14 protein-coding genes are annotated in these 20256 nt (G+C 70.9%); 5 read left to right on the forward strand and 9 right to left on the reverse strand.

The window, feature by feature from the left end:
- Positions 1-3648 carry a hydantoinase B/oxoprolinase family protein gene (locus ACWFR4_RS34880; RefSeq protein ID WP_453655994.1) on the forward strand — a complete coding sequence of 1216 codons (3648 nt, stop codon included), beginning with the start codon at positions 1-3 and terminating at the stop codon, positions 3646-3648.
- Positions 3629-4234 carry a GTP-binding protein gene (locus ACWFR4_RS34885; RefSeq protein WP_405482853.1) on the forward strand — a complete coding sequence of 202 codons (606 nt, stop codon included), beginning with the start codon at positions 3629-3631 and terminating at the stop codon, positions 4232-4234. Before ACWFR4_RS34880 ends, ACWFR4_RS34885 begins: the two co-directional genes overlap by 20 nt.
- A 129-nt stretch (positions 4235-4363) precedes the next feature.
- On the opposite strand, the gene glpK is transcribed toward ACWFR4_RS34885, so the two are convergent.
- The 6 genes from glpK to ACWFR4_RS34915 form a co-directional block, all read right to left on the reverse strand.
- Complete coding sequence (gene glpK, locus ACWFR4_RS34890; RefSeq protein ID WP_266668234.1) at positions 4364-5881, reverse strand: glycerol kinase GlpK; 1518 nt, start codon at positions 5879-5881, stop codon at positions 4364-4366.
- A gap of 75 nt (positions 5882-5956) precedes the next feature.
- Positions 5957-6709 carry an MIP/aquaporin family protein gene (locus ACWFR4_RS34895; RefSeq protein ID WP_453457595.1) on the reverse strand — a complete coding sequence of 251 codons (753 nt, stop codon included), beginning with the start codon at positions 6707-6709 and terminating at the stop codon, positions 5957-5959.
- A 362-nt stretch (positions 6710-7071) separates the two neighbouring features.
- The gene (locus ACWFR4_RS34900) at positions 7072-8760 is read right to left on the reverse strand and encodes an EAL domain-containing protein (protein ID WP_453457598.1); all 1689 of its coding nucleotides are present in this window, start codon (positions 8758-8760) and stop codon (positions 7072-7074) included.
- A 106-nt stretch (positions 8761-8866) separates the two neighbouring features.
- Entirely contained in the window at positions 8867-10057 is a 1191-nt protein-coding gene (locus tag ACWFR4_RS34905; protein ID WP_453655995.1) for a lipid-transfer protein, read from the reverse strand.
- Positions 10054-10500 (reverse strand): Zn-ribbon domain-containing OB-fold protein, encoded by a 447-nt coding sequence (locus ACWFR4_RS34910; protein ID WP_453457604.1) that lies wholly within the window; start codon positions 10498-10500, stop codon positions 10054-10056. The genes ACWFR4_RS34905 and ACWFR4_RS34910 overlap by 4 nt, the downstream gene beginning before the upstream one ends.
- Positions 10501-10559: 59 nt before the next feature.
- A complete protein-coding gene (locus tag ACWFR4_RS34915) occupies positions 10560-11384 on the reverse strand; it encodes a M15 family metallopeptidase (protein WP_453655996.1) in 825 nt (274 codons plus the stop codon).
- A gap of 72 nt (positions 11385-11456) precedes the next feature.
- Here ACWFR4_RS34915 and ACWFR4_RS34920 point away from each other — a divergent pair, with 72 nt between their 5' ends.
- Positions 11457-11990, forward strand: coding sequence for an NUDIX domain-containing protein (locus tag ACWFR4_RS34920; protein WP_453457609.1), 534 nt, complete (start codon positions 11457-11459; stop codon positions 11988-11990).
- Positions 11991-12026: 36 nt separating this feature from the next.
- Here the strand turns inward: ACWFR4_RS34920 and ACWFR4_RS34925 are convergent, their stop codons facing one another.
- Positions 12027-14384, reverse strand: a complete 2358-nt coding sequence (locus ACWFR4_RS34925; protein ID WP_453655997.1) for a glycoside hydrolase family 31 protein — start codon at positions 14382-14384, stop codon at positions 12027-12029.
- 214 nt (positions 14385-14598) lie between these two features.
- Here ACWFR4_RS34925 and ACWFR4_RS34930 point away from each other — a divergent pair, with 214 nt between their 5' ends.
- Together ACWFR4_RS34930 and ACWFR4_RS34935 are read left to right on the forward strand one after the other, a co-directional pair.
- On the forward strand, positions 14599-16575 hold the full coding sequence (locus ACWFR4_RS34930; RefSeq protein WP_453457615.1) for an acetoacetate--CoA ligase: 1977 nt from the start codon (positions 14599-14601) through the stop codon (positions 16573-16575).
- Positions 16576-16653: 78 nt separating this feature from the next.
- Positions 16654-17556 (forward strand): hypothetical protein, encoded by a 903-nt coding sequence (locus ACWFR4_RS34935; protein ID WP_453457618.1) that lies wholly within the window; start codon positions 16654-16656, stop codon positions 17554-17556.
- A 62-nt stretch (positions 17557-17618) separates the two neighbouring features.
- On the opposite strand, the gene ptsP is transcribed toward ACWFR4_RS34935, so the two are convergent.
- On the reverse strand, positions 17619-19289 hold the full coding sequence (ptsP, locus tag ACWFR4_RS34940) for a phosphoenolpyruvate--protein phosphotransferase (RefSeq protein WP_453457629.1): 1671 nt from the start codon (positions 19287-19289) through the stop codon (positions 17619-17621).
- 74 nt (positions 19290-19363) lie between these two features.
- On the reverse strand, positions 19364-19813 hold the full coding sequence (locus ACWFR4_RS34945) for a PTS sugar transporter subunit IIA (protein ID WP_453457621.1): 450 nt from the start codon (positions 19811-19813) through the stop codon (positions 19364-19366).
- Between the last annotated feature and the right edge of the window lie 443 nt (positions 19814-20256).

The raw sequence follows: 20256 nt of genomic DNA on the forward strand, positions 1-20256 counted from the left end.
GTGACAGGCTGGCAGTTCTGGATCGACCGAGGCGGCACGTTCACCGATGTCGTCGCGCGGCACCCCGACGGACGCCTGCTCACCCACAAGCTCCTGTCCGACAACCCCGCCCGCTACCGCGACCCCGCCGTTGCCGCGATCCGTGGACTCCTCGACAGCGAGGGCGAGTCGGGGCACACCCGTGTCGACTCCGTCCGCATGGGCACCACCGTCGCCACCAACGCCCTTCTGGAACGCAAGGGCGAACGCACCGCCCTGGTCGTCACCCGGGGCTTTCGCGACGCCCTGCGCATCGCGTACCAGAACAGGCCCCGCATCTTCGCGCGCCGCATCGAACTGCCCGAGCTGCTCCACGAACGGGTCATCGAAGCCGACGAGCGCGTCGACGCCCACGGCGCCGTCCTCACCCCGCTCGACACGGACGCACTCGAGGTGTCGCTGCGCCAGGCGTACGACGACGGGATCAGGGCCCTCGCCGTCGTCTGCATGCACAGCCATCTGTACCCCGACCACGAGCGGCGCATCGGCGCCCTCGCGGCCCGGATCGGCTTCCCGCAGATCTCGCTCTCCAGCGAGGTCAGCCCTCTGATGAAGGTCGTCCCGCGCGGGGACACGACGGTCGTCGACGCCTACCTGTCGCCGGTCCTTCGCCGCTACGTCCAGCAGGTGGCGGACCAACTCGCGGGCGTACGCCTGATGTTCATGCAGTCCAACGGCGGGCTCACCGAGGCCGGGCAGTTCCGCGGCAAGGACGCCATCCTGTCCGGACCCGCCGGCGGCATCGTCGGCATGGCCCGCGTGTCCCGCCTCGCCGGCTTCGACCGCGTCATCGGCTTCGACATGGGCGGCACGTCCACGGACGTGTCGCACTACGCGGGGGAGTACGAGCGCGTCTTCACCACGCAGATCGCCGGCGTACGCCTGCGCGCCCCCATGCTCGACATCCACACCGTCGCGGCCGGCGGCGGGTCCGTCCTCCACTTCGACGGCAGCCGCTACCGCGTGGGCCCCGACTCCGCGGGCGCCGACCCGGGCCCCGCCTGCTACCGCGGCGGCGGCCCGCTCACCGTCACCGACGCGAACGTAGCCCTCGGGCGCATCCAACCCGCCCATTTCCCCGCAGTGTTCGGCCCCGAGGGTGACCAGCCACTGGATCGCACCCTCGTACGGGACCGCTTCGCCGCGCTCGCCCGCGAGATCCGCGACCGCACCGGCGACGACCGCACCCCCGAACAGGTCGCCGAGGGCTATCTGCAGATCGCCGTCGCCAACATCGCGAACGCCGTGAAGCGGATCTCCGTCCAAAAGGGCCACGACGTCACCCGCTACGCCCTCACGACGTTCGGCGGAGCCGGTGGCCAGCATGCGTGCCGGGTCGCCGACTCGCTCGGCATCCGCACCGTCCTCGTACCGCCCATGGCGGGAGTCCTGTCCGCCCTCGGCATCGGCCTCGCCGACACGACCGCCATGCGCGAGCAGTCCGTCGAGGCACCGCTCGAACCGTCCGCCATGCCGCACGTCCACAAGACCGCCGACGGCCTGGAGGGCGCGGCCCGCGCGGAACTCCTCGCCGAGGACGTGCCCGAGGACCGCGTCCGCGTCACCCGCCGGGCCCAACTGCGCTACGACGGCACCGACACCACGCTCACCGTGGAACTCACGGACCCCGACACGATGCGCGCCGCCTTCGAAGAACGCCATCGCGCCACCTACTCCTTCACCCTCGACCGCCCTCTCGTCGTCGAAGCCCTCTCCGTCGAAGCAACCGGCCTCACCGCACCCCCCGATCTTTCCGCCCTCGCACCACGCTCGGCCCCGCCCGACGCCCCGGAAACCGCCAGCCTCCACACCGGCGGCGCCTGGCGCGACGTGCCCCTGCACCGACGCGACCAACTGCCGCCCGGCGACAGCGTCACCGGACCCGCGATCATCGCCGAGTCCGGTTCCACGACGGTCGTGGACGACGGCTGGCGGGCGGCCGTGACGGACGACGGCCACCTGATCATGGAACGCGCGGCGGTCACGGAGAGTTCCGACATCGGCACGGCAGCCGACCCCGTACTCCTCGAGGTCTTCAACAACCTCTTCATGTCGATCGCCGAGCAGATGGGCGCCCGCCTGGAGTCCACCTCCCAGTCGGTCAACATCAAGGAGCGCCTCGACTTCTCCTGCGCGCTCTTCGACCCCGACGGCAGCCTCGTCGCGAACGCCCCCCACATCCCCGTCCACCTGGGATCCATGGGCACAAGCGTCAAGGAGGTCATCCGCCGCCGCGGCACGCGCATGCGGCCGGGGGACACGTACGCCGTGAACGACCCCTACCACGGGGGCACCCACCTCCCCGACGTCACCGTCATCACCCCGGTCTTCGACACGGAGGGTGAGCGGATCCTGTTCTACGTCGCCTCGCGCGGCCACCACGCGGAGATCGGCGGCATCGCCCCCGGCTCCATGCCCGCGGGCAGCCGCACCATCGAAGAGGAAGGCATCCTCTTCGACAACTGGCTGCTCGTCGAAGGGGGCCGCTTCCGCGAGACGGAGACCCTGGGCCTGCTCACCGGCGGCCCGTTTCCATCGCGCAACCCGCGGACCAACCTCGCCGACCTGCGCGCCCAGATCGCCGCCAACCAGAAGGGCGTCGACGAAGTCGCCCGCATGATCGACCACTTCGGGCTCGACGTCGTCCAGGCGTACATGAAGCACGTCCAGGACAACGCGGAGGAAGCCGTGCGCCGCGTCGTCGACGCACTACAGGACGGCGAGTTCGCCTACGAGACCGACTCGGGCGCCGTGATCCGCGTCCGGGTCACCGTGGACCGCGAACAGCGCGGCGCGACCGTCGACTTCACCGGCACGTCACCACAGCTCGCCACCAACTTCAACGCGCCCTTCGCCGTCGTCAACGCGGCCGTCCTGTACGTCTTCCGCACCCTCGTGGACGACGACATCCCCCTCAACGACGGCTGCCTGCGCCCCTTGCGCATCGTCGTGCCGCCCGGCTCGTTCCTCGCCCCCGAGCCACCCGCCGCCGTCGTCGCCGGCAACGTGGAGACCTCCCAGGCCATCACCGGCGCCCTCTACGCGGCCCTGGGTGTACAGGCCGAGGGCTCCGGGACGATGAACAACGTGACCTTCGGCAACGAGAGCCACCAGTACTACGAGACCGTGGCCTCGGGCTCCGGAGCCGGCGACGGCTTCCACGGAGCGCCCGTCGTACAGACCCACATGACCAACTCGCGGCTCACCGACCCCGAGGTCCTGGAGTGGCGGCTGCCCGTCCTGCTCGAGGAGTTCGCCGTGCGGCGCGGCAGCGGGGGCCCCGGACGGTGGCACGGCGGCGACGGCGCCGTACGCCGTCTCCGCTTCCTCGAACCCATGACCGTGTCCACCCTCTCGCAGCACCGCAGGGTCCCGCCGTACGGCATGGCGGGCGGCGGGCCGGGGGCCCTGGGCGCCAACTCCGTGGAGCACCCCGACGGCACGGTCGACCGGCTCGCCGGCAGCGACTCGGCGGACGTGCTCCCCGGCGACGTACTCGTCATCGAAACCCCCGGAGGCGGCGGATACGGTCCGCCGCCGCCCGCCGGGAACGACCACAGCGACAGCAGTGAGGCAGGAGAAGAGACCCATGATCTTCGGGCGTTCTGAGCGCGGCAAGCCCCCCGTGGAGCCCGTCACGCTCAAGATTCTCGTGGCCGGCGGATTCGGCGTGGGCAAGACGACGCTCGTCGGTGCGGTCAGTGAGATCAAGCCCCTGCGCACCGAGGAGCTGCTCAGCGAGGCGGGCCGCCCGCTCGACGACACCCGGGGCGTCGAGGGCAAGCACACCACCACGGTCGCCATGGACTTCGGCCGGATCACGCTCCGCGAGGACCTGGTGCTCTACCTCTTCGGCACCCCCGGGCAGGACCGTTTCTGGTTCCTGTGGGACGAGCTGGCGACCGGTGCTCTGGGTGCCGTGGTCCTCGCCGACACCCGCCGCCTGGAGGACTGCTTCGCCGCCGTCGACTACTTCGAGCGGCGCTCCATACCGTTCGTCGTGGGCGTCAACTGCTTTGAAGGCTCGGCCCGTTATCCGGCCGATGACGTACGGCAGGCCCTCGACCTCGACTCCGACGTGCCCGTCCTGCATTGCGACGCGCGCGAGAAGGAGACTGTCAAGGAGGTCCTCATCGGCGTCGTCGAGCACGCGATGGCCGTGGGCGCGCGCCGCCGTCAGCCGGCCACCACCTGAACCGCCCGCGCGCTGACGGAGGACGTGGGAACGGCCCGCACCCTCGCCGACCGGGGTGCGGACCGTCGTCCACGCGCGCGTGGCCCTCACCAGGACCACGCGCCAGTCACAAGAGGCGCGCGCCGACCGTCACGCCTCGTCGTCGTGCCAGCCGAAGCTCTTCTCCACGGCCTTGCGCCAGTTGCGGTACTCGCGCTCACGCGTCGCGCCGTCCATGGCCGGCGTCCACTCCGCGTCGCGCTGCCAGTGCGCCTTGAGCTCGTCCAGGTCGTTCCACACCCCCGTCGCGAGCCCGGCCGCGTACGCGGCGCCCAGGCACGTCGTCTCCGACACCCGCGGCCGGATCACCGGCACACCGAGGACATCTGCCTGATGCTGCATCAGGAGATTGTTCTTGGTCATGCCGCCGTCGACCTTCAGCGTCGTGATCTGCACGCCGGAGTCCTGGTACATCGCGTCGACGACCTCGCGTGTCTGCCAGCTCGTCGCCTCCAGGACGGCCCGCGCCAGATGGGCCTTGGTGACGTACCGCGTCAGCCCCGTGACGACACCGCGCGCGTCCGAGCGCCAGTACGGCGCGAACAGGCCTGAGAACGCCGGCACGATGTAGGCGCCGCCGTTGTCACTCACACTCGCCGCGAGCGTCTCGATCTCGTCGGCCGTGCGGATGATCCCGAGCTGGTCGCGGAACCACTGCACCAGGGCGCCGGTGATCGCGATCGACCCTTCGAGGCAGTACACCGGCGCCTCGGAGCCGATCTTGTACCCCATCGTGGTGAGCAGTCCGTGCTTCGAGGGGACGGGCCGGTTCCCGGTGTTGAGCAGCAGGAAACTGCCTGTGCCGTACGTGTTCTTGGCCGTCCCCGTGTCGTAGCAGGCCTGCCCGAAGATCGCGGCCTGCTGGTCGCCGAGCGCGGACGCGACCGGCACCCCGGACAGCTGGCCGACGGCCGTCCCGTAGACCTCGGCCGATGACCTGATCTCCGGGAGCACCGCCTCCGGCACGTTCATCGCCGACAGGATCCCCTGGTCCCACTGGAGCGTCTCCAGGTTCATGAGCATGGTGCGACCGGCGTTGGTGACGTCGGTGACGTGCACACCGCCGTCCGTGCCGCCGGTCAGGTTCCAGATGAGCCAGGAGTCGATGGTGCCGAACGCGATCTCGCCCCGCTCGGCGCGGGCGCGCAGCCCCGGCACGTTGTCGAGGAGCCAGGCCGCCTTGGGCCCGGAGAAGTAGCTCGCGAGCGGCAGACCGGTCTGCTCGCGGAAGCGGTCCTGCCCGTCCGTGCCGCCCAGTTCATTGCACAGGGCCGACGTACGGGTGTCCTGCCACACGATCGCGTTGTGCACGGGCCGGCCCGTGGCCCGGTCCCAAAGGACCGTCGTCTCCCGCTGGTTGGTGATGCCGAGCGCGCTCAGGTCGTCGGCGCGCAGCCCGGCCTTGGCGAGCGCGCCGGCGACCACGGCCTGCACCTTGGACCAGATCTCGGTGGCGTCGTGCTCCACCCAGCCGGGCTTCGGGAAGATCTGCCGGTGCTCGCGCTGGTCGACGGCGACGATCTCCCCGCCGTGGTTGAAGATGATGCAGCGGCTCGAGGTGGTGCCCTGGTCGATGGCGGCGACGTACTTCACATCGTTGTCGGGCATGTGACTCCCCTTCGTCTTCGTCTGAGGTCCCCGCGCGCGGGGACGCGATAGCGACGTGGCGCGGCCCGGCCGCGGTCAGAACGCCGCGTTGTAGATGAGCCCCGCCAGCGCGCCGCCGATCAGCGGCCCGGCCACCGGGATGATGGCGTAACCCCAGCCGGACGTGCCCTTGTTGGGGATCGGCAGGAACGAGTGCACGATGCGCGGACCGAGGTCGCGCGCAGGGTTGATGGCGTACCCGGTGGGCCCACCGAGCGAGAGGCCGATCCCGACGACCAGGAAGGCCACGACGAGCGCCGTCGTGCCGGACTCCCCGAGCCCCTTGGTGAGCCCGAACGCGAGGATGGGCAGCACGAGGGCGATCGTCGCGATGATCTCGGTGATCAGGTTGGCCACGGGGTTGTTGATCTCGGGGATCGTGGAGAAGATCCCGAGCGTCGGAGTGGGCCCGTCGTCGTCCGCTTCGCTCTCGCCGGACCCCGACGTGACGTTGGCGTTGAACTGGGCCAGATAGACGAGATAGGCCAGCACGGCGCCCAGCATCGCGCCGACCATCTGGCCGAGCAGATAGACCCAGACCTTGTCCCACTTGCCGGTGTCCACCGCGATGCCGATCGTCACCGCCGGGTTGAGCTGGCCCCCGGACAGCGGCGCGGCGGTGTACGCCCCGGCCAGCACGCCGAAGCCCCACCCGAACGCGATGACTACCCATCCCGAGGCTCTCGCCTTGGAATGCTTGAGCGTGACCGCGGCGCACACGCCGGCGCCGAACAGAATCAGGATCGCGGTCCCGATGACCTCACCGACGAAGATGTCTCCATTGCTCATGGCGGCTCCTAGGCCCTCGCCCGGAGCGATACGCCCCGGTCCTCAGTGCAGGGTGCGTTTTCCATGGCTGGTTCCGGACGGCTCTGGCTGCAACGGCCGACGGCAGGGTCTCCCGCGCCCCACCCGGCGCCCGCGACAGGCGTTCCCGCTCAGTCGGATCACTCGTTTCGCCGGTGGGGGAAGGCCCTGACCTGCCCGAACGCGACAGGAGGAGCCCGACGGACAGGCTGGGCCCTGAGCGGCGGTGGGACGACGTGCGGCGATGCCGACCGACACCCGGAAGTGTTCACCGGCCGTGATGGAGCGTCAAGGTCGTGGACCGGAACGGTTGGCGGCGCCCGCACGCACGGCCCGCGCCCGGGTCATCCAGCGGCTGCGCGGCCGGATTCCGCTTCCGCGCGCGGCCCGGCCCCCGTCCACGCCGTCCCGGACGCCGGGGCCGCCCCCGCACGCACACCCCGCCGCACCTCGTGCCCCGGAGTGTCCGAGCGGCCGATGACCCAACTCGCCCCCGGCAGCGCCTTGGCGGCCTGCTTGAGCGGCGCCAGCGACGCCGCCGCCTGCCGGTGGTCGGTGACGCTGCCCGCCGCGCACAACACCGTGGCGAGCGACAGCGTGACGGGCCGCCCGCCCGCCGCCCAGGGCACGTCGAGCACCGCGGACGCCAGCGGATCGAGCCCGTCCGGATCGGCAAGTACCAGGAAGTCGTCGCCCCCGATGTGCCCCACCCTGGTCGTGCCCGACGCGGCCCGTGCCAGGGACCTGCCCACCTCACGAATCAGATCGTCACCCGCGGCGAACCCCGCACCGTCGTTGACCTGCTTGAACCCGTCGATGTCCAGCCAGCTCAGGGCGAACCCGCGCCCCTGCGCGATCCGCCGGTCCACCTCGCCCGTGATGGCGTCCGAACCGGGCAGCCGCGTCAGCGGATTGAGCGCGGCCGCCTCCTCGACGCGGCTCTCGGCCAGCGCGCGCACGAGATCGGCGAGTCGCACGATGCCCACGCACCGCCCCCGCTTGTCGACGACCGCGACATCGTCGGCCGTACGGCTGCGCTCGCCGTCCGCGAGGACGTCGAGGACCTCCCAGGCGGTGGCGTCCACGCCCACCGTGCGCGGCCGGTCACCATGGCGGGCGGCCGGACGGTCGGCGTAGAGCGCATGCCCGTAGCGGCCCGAGAGCGACAACAGGAAGCGGTCCCGCTGCACGGAACGCACCGGTGCGCCCGCCGAGTCCACGAGGAGCACGCCGGACACCTCGGGCGACCCGGTGAGCAGCGCGCGTACCCGCCCCGCCGATGCCGAAGCGGGCAGCAGCGCGGCGGGCCGCACGAACTGGCGTACCGGCGGTCCCGAAGGCGGCGGCGCCGCCACTGGGGGAGTGAGCGCCGGCACGTACACATCGGCCGCCGGCAGCCGCGACGGCGGCGCGAACAGCTCGCCCTGTGCCAGCTGCGCCCCGGCTTCCCGCGCGGCGCCGCATTGCAGTTCCGTCTCCACGCCCTCGACGGCGAGCAGTGCGCCCAGCCCTTCGCACAGCGTCCGCATCGCGCTCACCGACGCGGGACGCGACAGCAACGAGGGATCCAGCTTCACGAGGTCCGGCGCCAGGTCGACCAGGAGCCGCAGCGGCAGGTCGCCGTCACCGACGCCGTCCGCGCAGACCCGGAAGCCCTCGTCGCGCAGGGCCGTGACCCCCTCCAGGAGCGCCCGGTGCGGCACGTGGGTGAACGGGGGACCGATGTCGACCGTCACTTCCCAGGGCAGCCGTCCCACGTCCCGGACGGCGTCCCGCAGCGCGGCGAGGCCACCCAGATCCGCCACCGTCCCGGCGAACACATTGACGTGCAGCGGCAGCAGCGTCTCCCGCTGCGCCGCCGAGCGCACCGCCAACGCCGCCAGACGGCCGTCGAGTTCGGGGTCGCGCCGGGCCTGCGCCAGCACGTCGCCGACCTCCGGACGGGCGAGTATCTCCAGGGCCGCCACGGCTCCGGTCGTCAGATTGACGACCGGCTGGAAGGCGAAACGGAGAGCGTCCGTCCAGGAAGGCACGGAAGCATGATGGCGCCCCCGGCGCGCGCCCAGGCGCAGTTCACGAGCTGTTCACGCACCCTTTTCGGCCGAACACGCAGCGTACGGATCCATAGGCGGCCGCCGGTCAGCGGACCGCGACCACGGACGAGCCGTGCCCGAACAGTCCCTGATTCGCCGTGATGCCCACGCGCGCGTCAGCCACCTGCCGGGCGCCCGCCGTGCCGCGCAACTGCCACGTCAGCTCGCAGACCTGAGCGATGGCCTGCGCGGGGACCGCTTCTCCGAAGGACGCGAGTCCGCCACTGGCGTTCACGGGTATGCGCCCGCCGGGAGCCGTCGCGCCCTCCCTCAGCAGCTTCGCCGCCTCGCCCTCGCCGCACAGCCCCAGATCCTCGTACCACTGGAGTTCCAGAGCGGTCGACAGGTCGTACACCTCGGCGAGGGAGAGGTCTTCCGGGCCGATCCCGGCCTCCTCGTACGCCGCCCGCGCTATCGAGGCGCGGAAGGTGACGCCGTCCGGCTCGACGACCGCGGCCGAGTCGGTGGCGATGTCCGGGAGGTCGAGCACCGTGTTCGGATACGTGGGCGTGACCGTCGACACCGCGCGGATCCGCACCGGATTGCGCACTCCGTGCTTGCGCGCGAAGTCCATGCCGCACAGCACGAGCGCGGCCGCCCCGTCGGACGTGGCGCAGATGTCCAGGAGTCGCAGGGGATCGGCGACGACAGCCGAAGCGGCCACCTCCTCGGCGGTCACCGTCTTGCGGTACCGGGCGTTCGGATTGAGCGCGCCCGCCGCCGCGTTCTTCACCTTGACCTGCGCGAAGTCCTCCAGCATGTCCCCGTGCACGGCCATGCGCCGACGCGCGTACAGACCGAAGTAGGCAGGATTGGTCGCGCCGAGCACCCGGAACCGCAGCCAGTCCGGATCGTCGTGCCGGTCCCCGCCCGCGGGCCGGAAGAACCCCTTGGGCGCGGCGTCGGCACCCACCACGAGTACGACGTCGGCGAGCCCCGCGAGGATCTGCGTACGCGCCGCATTGACCGCCTGGGCGCCCGAGGCGCACGCCGCGTACACACTCGCGACCCGCGCGCCCTGCCAGCCGAGCGCCTTCGCGAACGTCGCGCCCGCCACATAGCCCGGGTACCCGCCCCGCACCGTGTCCGCGCCCACGACGGAGTCCACGTCGCGCCAGTCGACCCCCGCGTCGGCGAGCGCCGCCCGCGCCGCCACCGTCCCGTACTCGACGAAGCCGCGCCCCCACTTGCCCCAGGGGTGCATGCCCGCGCCGAGCACCGCCACGTCGTCCGTCATGCCGCCACCCCCGTCGGCCGCCAGTGCCACGTCGTCCAGGTCGTGTCCCCGTCCTCGTCGAGCACTCCGGGCACGACCTCCACCTCCATGCCCACCTCCAGGTCGGCCACGGAGACCCCGGGAACCGCCTGCCCGAGCACCACCAGACGCTCCGACTCCAGCTCCACAGCGATCAACGTGTAGGGCTGCCAAGGTAGTTCCGGATCGGACACGTACGGTGCCGGAGGCCGGTACCGGCTGTCCGTGTACGACCAGACCCGGCCGCGCGGGGAGAGCGGCACGGAGAGCAGCTCCCCTCCGGCGCAGCCGGGGTTGCGGCAGAAGGTGTCCTCGCGAGGGAAGAAGACCGAGGCGCAGGCCGAGCATCGCGTGCCGAGCAGCCGGAAGTCCTCTCCCTCCCCGGTGAACCAATCGGCCACGACAGGTGTGCGCGTACGCGACAAGGCCCCTCCCGCGCTGGATCCGACGACGCCACCAGAACACCAGTAGATCTGATGGACCGTCAGAAGTGTGCCATGGGCCGGTCACTCAGGGAACGCCGCGAGATGGGGAAGTCGAAGTACGTGTCCGGGAAGAGCTCCGGCTTGTACGTGAAGTGCCACCACTCCTCCGGCAGGTTCACGAACCCCTGGGCGGCCAGGGCGTCCCGCAGGAGGTCACGGTTCGCGCGCTGCGCCCCCTCGATCCGTGGGTCGTCGGTGTGGGCGAGCGTGTCGAAGCAGTCGAAGCCCGTGCCCATGTCCACCGAGTTGTCGGGGAAACGCTCCTTCTTCGGCCCGTAGCAGGGCGCCAGCCGCTCACCGGGCACGTACGCGCGCGTGGGCAGAGCCGGCAGCTTCACGACGGTCAGATCCAGCGTGGAGCCGCGGCTGTGCCCGGACTTCTCCGCGATGTAACCGTCCGCGAACAGCCGCGTCTTGTCGACCTGCGGATAGAACTCCGCCTTCATCCGATGGTCGTCGAGGTCCTTGGCCCAGCGCACGAAGTGGTCGACCGCCCGCTGCGGCCGGTAGCAGTCGTACACCTTCAGCGAGTAGCCCCGCTTCAGGAGCCCGGCCTGCGCCTTGCGGAGCGCCTTCGCGGCAGGCTCGGTGAGGATGCACATCGGCTTCTCGTAGCCGTCGACGGGCGCTCCGACGAAGTTGTGCGGAGTGATGTAGCGGATCTCCTGGATGATCGTCGGGTCGACGTCCCGCAGCGCCACGAACTGCGGGGGAGCCTTGGGCTCGGGCTTCGCCTGGGCGGCGCCGGGAGCGGTGGCCGTCCACAGGAGTGCGGCGGCGGCGGTGACGGCGAGTCTGCGTACTGCAGTTGCGGTTCGTGTCATGAACCCTGGATCTATCAGGATCAATGGTGGCCAGGGAAGAGCCGCGCTTCGCGATCGGATACAGTCCGCGGCGTGTCAGCACCCCACCACATAAGCAACCCCGTTCCGGATTCCCACTGTTCGAGCTGTGGAACCGCCTACGGACCCGACGTCTCGGGATGGCCGCGCACGTGCCCGGCCTGCGCCGACGTGAGCTACCGCAACCCTCTGCCGGTCGCGGTCGCCCTCCAGGCCGTCTACGACAGCCGCGGTTCCGCTCTCGTCGTGATCACTCGGACCATCGCCCCCGCGCGCGGGGGAGTCGCCCTGCCCGGCGGGTTCGTCGACCACAGGGAGGACTGGCGCGACGCCGTCGTCCGTGAGCTCAAGGAGGAGACGGGCATCGAGGCGGCGAGCCGCGACGTACGCCTCGCCGACGCGATGAGCTCACCCGACGGACATCTGCTCCTGTTCGGCCTCCTCCCGGAACGCCCGGCCGCCGAACTGCCCGAGCCCGCCGTCACGGACGAGACGGAAGGCTGGCACCTCCTGCGCCGCCCCGCCGAACTCGCCTTCCCCCTTCACACCTTGGCCGTCCGCGCCTGGTTCGAGGGCCGCTACGTGTGATATCCCGCCGCATGAACCACCCAGCCCTCTGAACGCTCAGAGCCCGCGGATCCGCACCGGGTACGCGGGCTCGGCCGGCCCGCCCTCGTCCTGCCGCTCCACCACCGGACTGCCGCCGCTCCACCGTGAGGTGTAGCGCTGGACGTCCGGCGTCTCCCAGCCGTCACCGACGTCGGGCACGACAACCCCACCGCCGGTGCGCCCCTGCGCCGGAGCCCACACCTCCAGGCACAGCTCCCCGTCCTCACCCCGCACCGGGATCACCGCGCCCGCGCGCGCGAAGACGGGAACACGGGACAGCGGCGCGTCCACCAGAACCTCACCGGGCCCCTCGTGCGCCTGCCCACTCTCCGTGTCGTACCAGCGCCCGCGCGGCAGCCGCACCGCCCTCCGGTCCGCACCCGGCTCCAGGACCGGAGCCACCAACAAGGAGTCACCCAACAAGAACGCGTCCTCGCAGTCCCGCAACGCCCTGTCCTCCGGAGTACCCCACCACACAGGCCGCACATACGGAGCACCCGTACGCCGCGCGAGATGGGCCAGTGTCACGAAGTACGGCAGCAGCCGCCTGCGCTCGACGAGCGCCACGCGCGCGTGCCCCAGCACCTCGTCACCGAACTCCCACGGCTCCCGGCGACCCGCCCGCAGCGCCGCATGCGTACGGAACAGCGGCAGATACGCACCCAGCTGGAACCACCGCAGATACAGCTCCGGGGACGGCTCCCCGTCGAACCCGCCCACGTCCGGCCCCGAGTAAGGCACCCCACACAACCCGAGCCCGAGCACCAAGGACAACGAGGCGCGCAAACCGGGCCACCCCGTGGCAACATCCCCCGACCACGTCCCTCCGTAGCGCTGCATCCCCGCCCAGCCCGAGCGCGAGAACAGGAACGGCCGCTCCTGGGGCCGCAGTTCACGCAGCCCCTCGTGGCCGGCGCGCGCCATGCAGAGCCCGTACACGTTGTGCGCCTCCCGATGGTCGCCGCCCCGCCCCTCCAGGGAGTGCCGTGCCGAGCGGGGCAGTGTCGGGTCACCGAACGCGGCGAACGACGCCGGCTCGTTCATGTCGTGCCAGAACCCCGAGAACCCCTGGGCGAGCCGCTCCTCGTACAGACCGCCCCACCACTTGCGCACCGCGCGGTCGGTGAAGTCGGGGTACACGGACTCACCCGGCCACACCACGCCCCGCACCGGCCTCCCCGCCGCGTCCTTCACGAAGGCGTCAGCGGACGTTCCCGCGTCGTACACGGCGTTCCCCGCCTCCGCCTTGACCGCGGGGTCGACGATCGACACCAGCCGCACACCGTCCCGGCGAAGGTCCTCGGCGAGCCGCGGGAGCCCCGGATACGTCTCCTGGTCGACCGTGAACACCTGAAACGCGTCGAGATGATCGATGTCCAGATGCACCGCGCCGAGCGGAAGCCCCCGCTCCCGGTAGCCCGCGACGATCCGCCGCACCTCGTTCCCCCCGCCGAAGCCCCAGCGCGCGTGCTGATACCCGAGCGCCCAGGCCGGCGGCAGCGCGGGCGCGCCGGTCAGCGACGCCCACGCGCGCAGCACGCGCGCGGGGGCACCCACCATGACCCAGCAGCGCAGCGGACCGCCCTCCATCCGGACCTCGCACGTCCCCGCACGGTCGTGCCCGGAACCGGCCCCCTCCTCGCCCTCCGAAAGCGTCACCGTGCCGTCCCACGAGTTGTCGTGGAACACCAGATGGGTGCCCGCGTCGGCGACCACCATCTGCACCGGCATGGTCAGATACAGCGGATCGTCCCCCGGCCCGAACGAACCGCCCGGATCCGTGTTCCACAGCCGGTACGCGCCGTCCCGCAGCCGTGGCCCCGAGGCCCGCCCGCCCAGACCGTAGAACCGCGCGTCCGCGGCCACCTCGGACCGCTGCACCCACCGCGCCTCGCCGCCATCCACCGGCTCCCACCAGCGAGGCGGCAGATCCCGCCGCAGCACCACACCTCCCGGCGTACACACGGAGACAGCGCCGTGCCGCGACACGACGACGGTCACCCGCTCCGACACCACCCGCCAGCCGCCGTCCTTGTCCGGCTCCAGGACGGCCCGCGGATCCGGCTGCGGACAGGAACCCGCCAGCGCGTACGACGGCTCGGGATCCGCCCCGTCCCAGCCCCAGAAGACCGCACCCGTCACCGTCACCGTGATCCGCAGCTGGGACCGCGTGAACCGGACGACACCACCACCGGGCGCCGGCTCGGCCCCGGTCACCTGCCCCGGCACCCTCGCCCGCTCCGGCCCCCGGCGCCGCAGACCCACCGCATCCGCCCGCCTCCTGCGCCACGAGGACCGCACCGCCCGCAAACCCTGGACCGCCCCCACCAAGCCAACCGCCCTCACCGCGCGTACCAGGTCACGACCGTTCATGCTGCTCACCCTGTCATTGCGCGGCGCGCAAAGGTGAGTCGTTCAACTGCCGTTCATCCGTGGTGGCAGCACACCTTCACGACACGGACTATGTGGGGCACAACCTGGTGCGGAAGTCGATCACGTGGCATCGTCCCTGTCAGCCGCGTCACGCGCACACACCGGCCCGTGCGCGGGACCGACGCACACCACGCGTACATCCGGGAGCCGCCCCATGCCGTCCGCAGCGAATCCGACGCCGCTCTGGAAGCCCGACGAGGAATTCATCGCCGAGGCGCAGATCACGCGCTTCCAGGCATGGGCGTCCGAACACTACGGAGCCCCCGCCGACGGCGGTTACGAAGCATTGCACCGCTGGTCGGTGACCGAACTCGACACGTTCTGGAAGGCCGTCGCCGACTGGTTCGACATCCGGTTCACCACCCCCTACACGCGCGTGCTCGGCAACCGCTCCATGCCCGGAGCGGAATGGTTCCCCGGCGCCTCCCTGAACTACGCCGAACACGCCCTGCGCACGGCCACCGACCCCGCGCGCGCGGACACCCCGGCCATCCTTCATGTGGACGAGACACACGAAACCCGCCCCGTGACCTGGGCCGAACTGCGCCGCCAGGTCGGCTCGCTCGCCGCCGAACTGCGCGCCATCGGCGTACGCCCGGGCGACCGCGTCAGCGGCTATCTGCCGAACATCCCCGAGGCCGTCGTCGCCCTCCTCGCGACCGCGGCCGTCGGCGGAGTCTGGACGTCCTGCGCCCCGGACTTCGGCGCCCGCAGCGTCCTCGACCGCTTCCAGCAGGTCGAACCCGTCGTCCTGTTCACCGTCGACGGCTACCGCTACGGAGGCAAGGAGCACGACCGCCGTGACACCGTCAGCGAACTCCGCGCCGAACTGCCCACTCTCCGCGCCGTCGTCCACATCCCGCTGCTCGGCACGGACGCCCCCGAAGGAGCCCTCGAGTGGTCGGAGCTCACCTCCGCCGACACCGAGCCCGTCTTCGAAGCCGTCCCCTTCGACCACCCGCTGTGGGTCCTGTACTCCTCAGGCACGACGGGACTCCCCAAGGCGATCGTCCAGTCCCAGGGCGGCATCCTGATCGAGCACCTCAAACAGCTCGGCCTGCACTGCGACCTCGGCCCCGGAGACCGCTTCTTCTGGTACACGTCCACCGGCTGGATGATGTGGAACTTCCTCGCCTCCGGCCTCCTCACGGGCACCACGATCGTCGTCTACGACGGCAGCCCCGGCTACCCCGACACCGGCGCCCAATGGGCCGTCGCCGAACGCACCGGAGCCACCCTCTTCGGCACCTCGGCCGCCTACGTCATGGCCTGCCGCAAGGCCGGCGTCCACCCCTCGCGCGACCACGACCTCTCCCGCGTCAAGTGCGTCGCCACGACCGGCTCGCCGCTCCCGCCCGACGGCTTCCGCTGGCTGCACGACGAGGTGCGCGAAGACCTCTGGATCGCCTCCGTCAGCGGCGGCACGGACGTCTGCTCCTGCTTCGCCGGAGCCGTCCCGACCCTGCCCGTCCACATCGGCGAACTCCAGGCCCCCTGCCTCGGCACGGACCTCCAGTCCTGGGACCCGCAGGGCAAGCCGCTCATCGACGAGGTCGGTGAACTCGTCGTCACCAACCCCATGCCCTCGATGCCGATCCGCTTCTGGAACGACCCCGACGGCAGCCGCTACCACGACAGCTACTTCGACACCTACCCCGGCGTCTGGCGGCACGGCGACTGGATCACCCTCACCTCCCGCGGCTCGGTCGTGATCCACGGCCGCTCGGACTCCACCCTGAACCGCCAGGGCGTCCGTATGGGTTCGGCCGACATCTACGAGGCCGTCGAACGCCTCCCCGAAATCCGCGAGTCCCTCGTCATCGGCCTCGAACAGCCCGACGGCGGCTACTGGATGCCCCTGTTCGTCCACCTCGCACCCGGCGCCGCACTCGACGACGACCTCCGCGCCCGCATCAAGCGGACCATCCGCGAGAACCTCTCCCCCCGCCACATCCCCGACGACATCATCGAAGCCCCCGGCGTCCCGCACACCCTCACCGGCAAGCGCATCGAGGTCCCCGTCAAACGCCTCCTCCAAGGCACACCCCTGGAAAAGGCCGTCAACCTCGGCTCGGTCGACAGCGTCGAACTCCTGCGTTTCTACGAGGACATCGCCCGCAACCGCCCCTGACCGAACCCGGTTCCCCGCCGTTGTCAGTGCCCGCGATTACCGTGAGTGAGCATTGACCTACAGCTCTCAGGGGGAACCATGGCGCACACCCAGAACACCCGGCACGCCGGCATGCGACGCGTCCTGCGCCGTGAAGTCGCGGGCATCATCGGCCTCCTCGCCGACGAACGCGACTTCACGGCGATGCGGAGTTACCGCACCTTCGCCTTCGACGACCACGACACGTACCTCCAGCAGGTCGAGAGCCTCCTCCAGGCCCTCGCCGCCCAGGGCGGACACACCACCGTCGCCCTGTTCGACCCCGAGGAGTACGCGGAGTTCTGCGCCGAGAGCGGCCTCGAACCGGACACCCCGACGAGCCGCACCCGGTTCACCGCCGAACTGGCCGCCATGGGCGCCACCGTCCCCTACGAAGGTCAGCCCCTGGCCGACCTCCTGCCCGACCTCGTCGACGAAGCCGTCCGGCAGGCCACCTGGGAGTACGCCTCGTCCGTCCTCGCCCGGATCGGAGTGTGCGGCGCCTGCGGCCGGGACATCGGAAGGGACGCCTTCGCCCGCGCCTCGCTCCTCCTGACGCGGGTCCTCGACACGGCAGGCATCGGCGCCCACCACCTCGTGTGCAGCGTCCCCACCGACGCCGAATCACTGCTGTCGGTGCTCCACGTCGACCGCTACACCGAGGACAGCACACGACTTGACGAGAAGGAGGCGCTCGAGTTCACCACGGTCCTGGCCCTCGGCCTCGCCACCGCGAGCCCGGGCGGCCTGGTCATGCGCACCACCGCTTCGGACAGGGACGACCGCGTCCAGGGCTGGCGCCTGCGCGACGAACGCCTGCTACCCCTCACCGCGGCGGAAGTCTTCGACGCCTACTGCACCGACGCCCAGTCCGGCGACCTCGTCGCACCCGAGTCCGGCGTCGACTACTGCGCGGCCCCCGACCTCGGAGACACCGGCCCCCAGGGCGGGCACACCCACTGAAACGCCCGTGGGGCGCTCCACCACGAAGGTGAAGCGCCCCACGACAACGAACCGGCCTCCGGCTACTCGCCGGACAGCACCGCCTGAGCGGCCTTGCGGGCCTCCTCGGCGGAGTCCGCGGCACGCGCGGCCGAGGCCGCACGCTCGCACTGCGCCAGCGTGTACTTGCCGAGCGTCGTCCGCACGTAAGGAATCGACGCCGCACCCATGGAAAGGGAGGTGACGCCCAGACCGGTCAGGACGCACGCGAGCAGCGGGTCGGACGCGGCCTCACCGCAGACACCGCAGCTCTTGCCCTCGGCCCTCGCCGCGTCCGCGGACAGCGCGACCAGGTCGAGCAGCGCGGGCTGCCACGGGTCCTGAAGCCGGGACACCGCACCGACCTGCCGGTCAGCGGCGAACGTGTACTGCGCGAGGTCATTGGTCCCCAGTGAAAGGAACTCGACCTCCTGAAGGATCGAACGCGCCCGCAGAGCGGCCGACGGAATCTCGACCATCGCACCGAACTTCGCCTCAAGACCTGCCTCGCGGCACGCGTCGGCGAAGGCCTTCGCGTCGGCACGGTCGGCGACCATCGGCGCCATGACCTCGAGGTAGACCGGCAGCCCCTCAACAGCCTTGGCCAGCGCGGTCAGCTGCGTACGCAGAACGTCGGGGTGCTCGAGAAGAGAACGCAGACCACGTACACCCAGAGCCGGGTTCGGCTCGTCGGCGGGCGTCAGGAAGTCCAGCGGCTTGTCCGCACCGGCGTCGAGGACGCGCACCACGACTCGGCCCTCGGGGAATGCCTCGAGAACCTTCCGGTACGCCTCGACCTGCTTCTCCTCGGAAGGAGCCCTGCTGCTGTCGTCCAGGAAGAGGAATTCGGTACGGAAGAGACCGACACCCTCGGCACCGGCCTCGACCGCGGCAGGCACGTCGGCCGGACCGCCGACGTTGGCCAGCAGCGGCACCTTGTGACCGTCGGACGTCGCACCCGGACCGGACGACGCGGCCAGCGCGGCCTTCCGCGCGGCGGAGGCGGCCTCCAGCTCGGCCCGCTTCTCCGGGCTCGGATCGACGAAGATGTCGCCCGTGCTGCCGTCGACAGCGACAACCGTGCCCTCGGCGAGCTCACCCGCGCCGGGCAGCGCGACCACGGCCGGCACTCCGAGCGCACGCGCCAGGATCGCGCTGTGACTGGTCGGCCCGCCCTCCTCGGTGACGAAGCCGAGCACGAGCGTCGGGTCGAGCAGCGCCGTGTCCGCGGGAGCCAGGTCCCGCGCGATCAGCACGTAGGGCTTGTCGCTGTCCGGGACACCGGGCATGGGCACCCCGAGCAGCCGCGCCACGATCCGGTTCCGCACGTCGTCCAGGTCGGCGACGCGACCCGCGAGGTACTCACCGGCACCGGCCAGCAACGCCCGATAAGACGCGAAGGCGTCGTACACCGCACGCTCCGCCGTACTGCCAACCGCGATACGGCGGTCGACATCGGCCATGAGCTCCGGGTCCTGCGCCATCATGGCCTGGGCCTCCAGCACGTGCTGTGCCTCGCCACCGGCCAGATTGCCGCGTGCAACCAGATCGGCCGCCACAGCTTCCACGGCCTGACGGGCGCGCCCCTGCTCGCGCTCCGCGTCCTCCGTCGGAATCTGCTTGGCCGGCGGCTCGAGAACCGCCGTCCCCATGTGCCGAACCTCGCCGATCGCCACACCATGGCTCACGCCGACGCCTCGCAGCGTTGTCTCCATCTCACCGTCTCCGATAGTGCGGCGGGCCCAGCCGCCGCGGTGGTTGACCTGCATGCCGCCAGCGACGGCCCGCGTCACTTCCAGCTGAACAGCGCGTCGCCGGACTTGACGTCGCCGTCCTCGATCACATCGGAGAGGGACTCGGCGGTGGCCTCGAGGGCAACGATCGGGCAGATCGGGGACTTGCCGGCGGCTTCGACGGCGGCCGGGTCCCAGCGCACCATCTCCTGACCACGCTGCACGGTGTCGCCCTTGTTGACGAGCAGCTCGAAGCCCTCGCCGTTGAGCTGCACGGTGTCGATGCCCAGGTGCGTCAGGACGCCGTGGCCCTGCCCGTCCACTACTACATAGGCGTGGGGGTGAAGAGAGACGACGATGCCGTCGATGGGCGCGACAGCCGCCGAGGGCTCGCGCACCGGGTCGATGGCGGTGCCGGGACCGACCATCGCACCGGAAAAGACCGGGTCAGGAACGGCGGTGAGTCCAATGGCGCGTCCGGCGAGCGGGGACGTCACACTGGTCATGGCAAGCCTCCCAGGGGTGGAGATTGATGGTCACCGTCACTGCCTGTCCTGGACGGCGTACCGTTTCAGAAGCGTAAGTCATAAAAAGTCCCGGTTCCGCATGATAGGTACCGGTTGGCTGACGTAGAGGGTGCACGCAAACGATTTGCGCCTGCCCTTCACCCCCATGTACTGTCGTACCCCTGCTTGAGGCCGAACGGCACCTTCGAGTGCCTGGTGGCTCAGCGGCAACTATCACGACAGATCCTAGCTTTGATCGACTTCCGCATGCCCGCAGAAGCCCACGGTCGGAGCAGCGGAAAATGACTGATAGTGTTTGGACCGCCGGAAAGGGAAACGCGAAAAGCTGAAAGGCCGGAGCGGAAACCTGAAAGGCACCGAGGAAATCGGACACGAAAGAGTCTGATAGAGTCGGAAACGCAAGACCGAAGGGAAACTGCCCG

It is taken from the genome of Streptomyces sp. NPDC055140 (assembly GCF_053607285.1).

Excerpts from the sequence above, each read along its gene's own strand:
- ACWFR4_RS34935 (WP_453457618.1), top strand. The coding sequence starts at position 16,654 with ATGGCGCACACCCAGAACACCCGGCACGCCGGCATGCGACGCGTCCTG.
- ACWFR4_RS34930 (WP_453457615.1), top strand. The coding sequence starts at position 14,599 with ATGCCGTCCGCAGCGAATCCGACGCCGCTCTGGAAGCCCGACGAGGAA.
- ACWFR4_RS34895 (WP_453457595.1), bottom strand. The coding sequence starts at position 6,709 with ATGAGCAATGGAGACATCTTCGTCGGTGAGGTCATCGGGACCGCGATC.
- ACWFR4_RS34915 (WP_453655996.1), bottom strand. The coding sequence starts at position 11,384 with ATGACACGAACCGCAACTGCAGTACGCAGACTCGCCGTCACCGCCGCC.
- glpK (WP_266668234.1), bottom strand. The coding sequence starts at position 5,881 with ATGCCCGACAACGATGTGAAGTACGTCGCCGCCATCGACCAGGGCACC.
- ACWFR4_RS34905 (WP_453655995.1), bottom strand. The coding sequence starts at position 10,057 with ATGACGGACGACGTGGCGGTGCTCGGCGCGGGCATGCACCCCTGGGGC.
- ptsP (WP_453457629.1), bottom strand. The coding sequence starts at position 19,289 with ATGGAGACAACGCTGCGAGGCGTCGGCGTGAGCCATGGTGTGGCGATC.
- ACWFR4_RS34945 (WP_453457621.1), bottom strand. The coding sequence starts at position 19,813 with ATGACCAGTGTGACGTCCCCGCTCGCCGGACGCGCCATTGGACTCACC.
- ACWFR4_RS34885 (WP_405482853.1), top strand. The coding sequence starts at position 3,629 with ATGATCTTCGGGCGTTCTGAGCGCGGCAAGCCCCCCGTGGAGCCCGTC.
- ACWFR4_RS34925 (WP_453655997.1), bottom strand. The coding sequence starts at position 14,384 with ATGAACGGTCGTGACCTGGTACGCGCGGTGAGGGCGGTTGGCTTGGTG.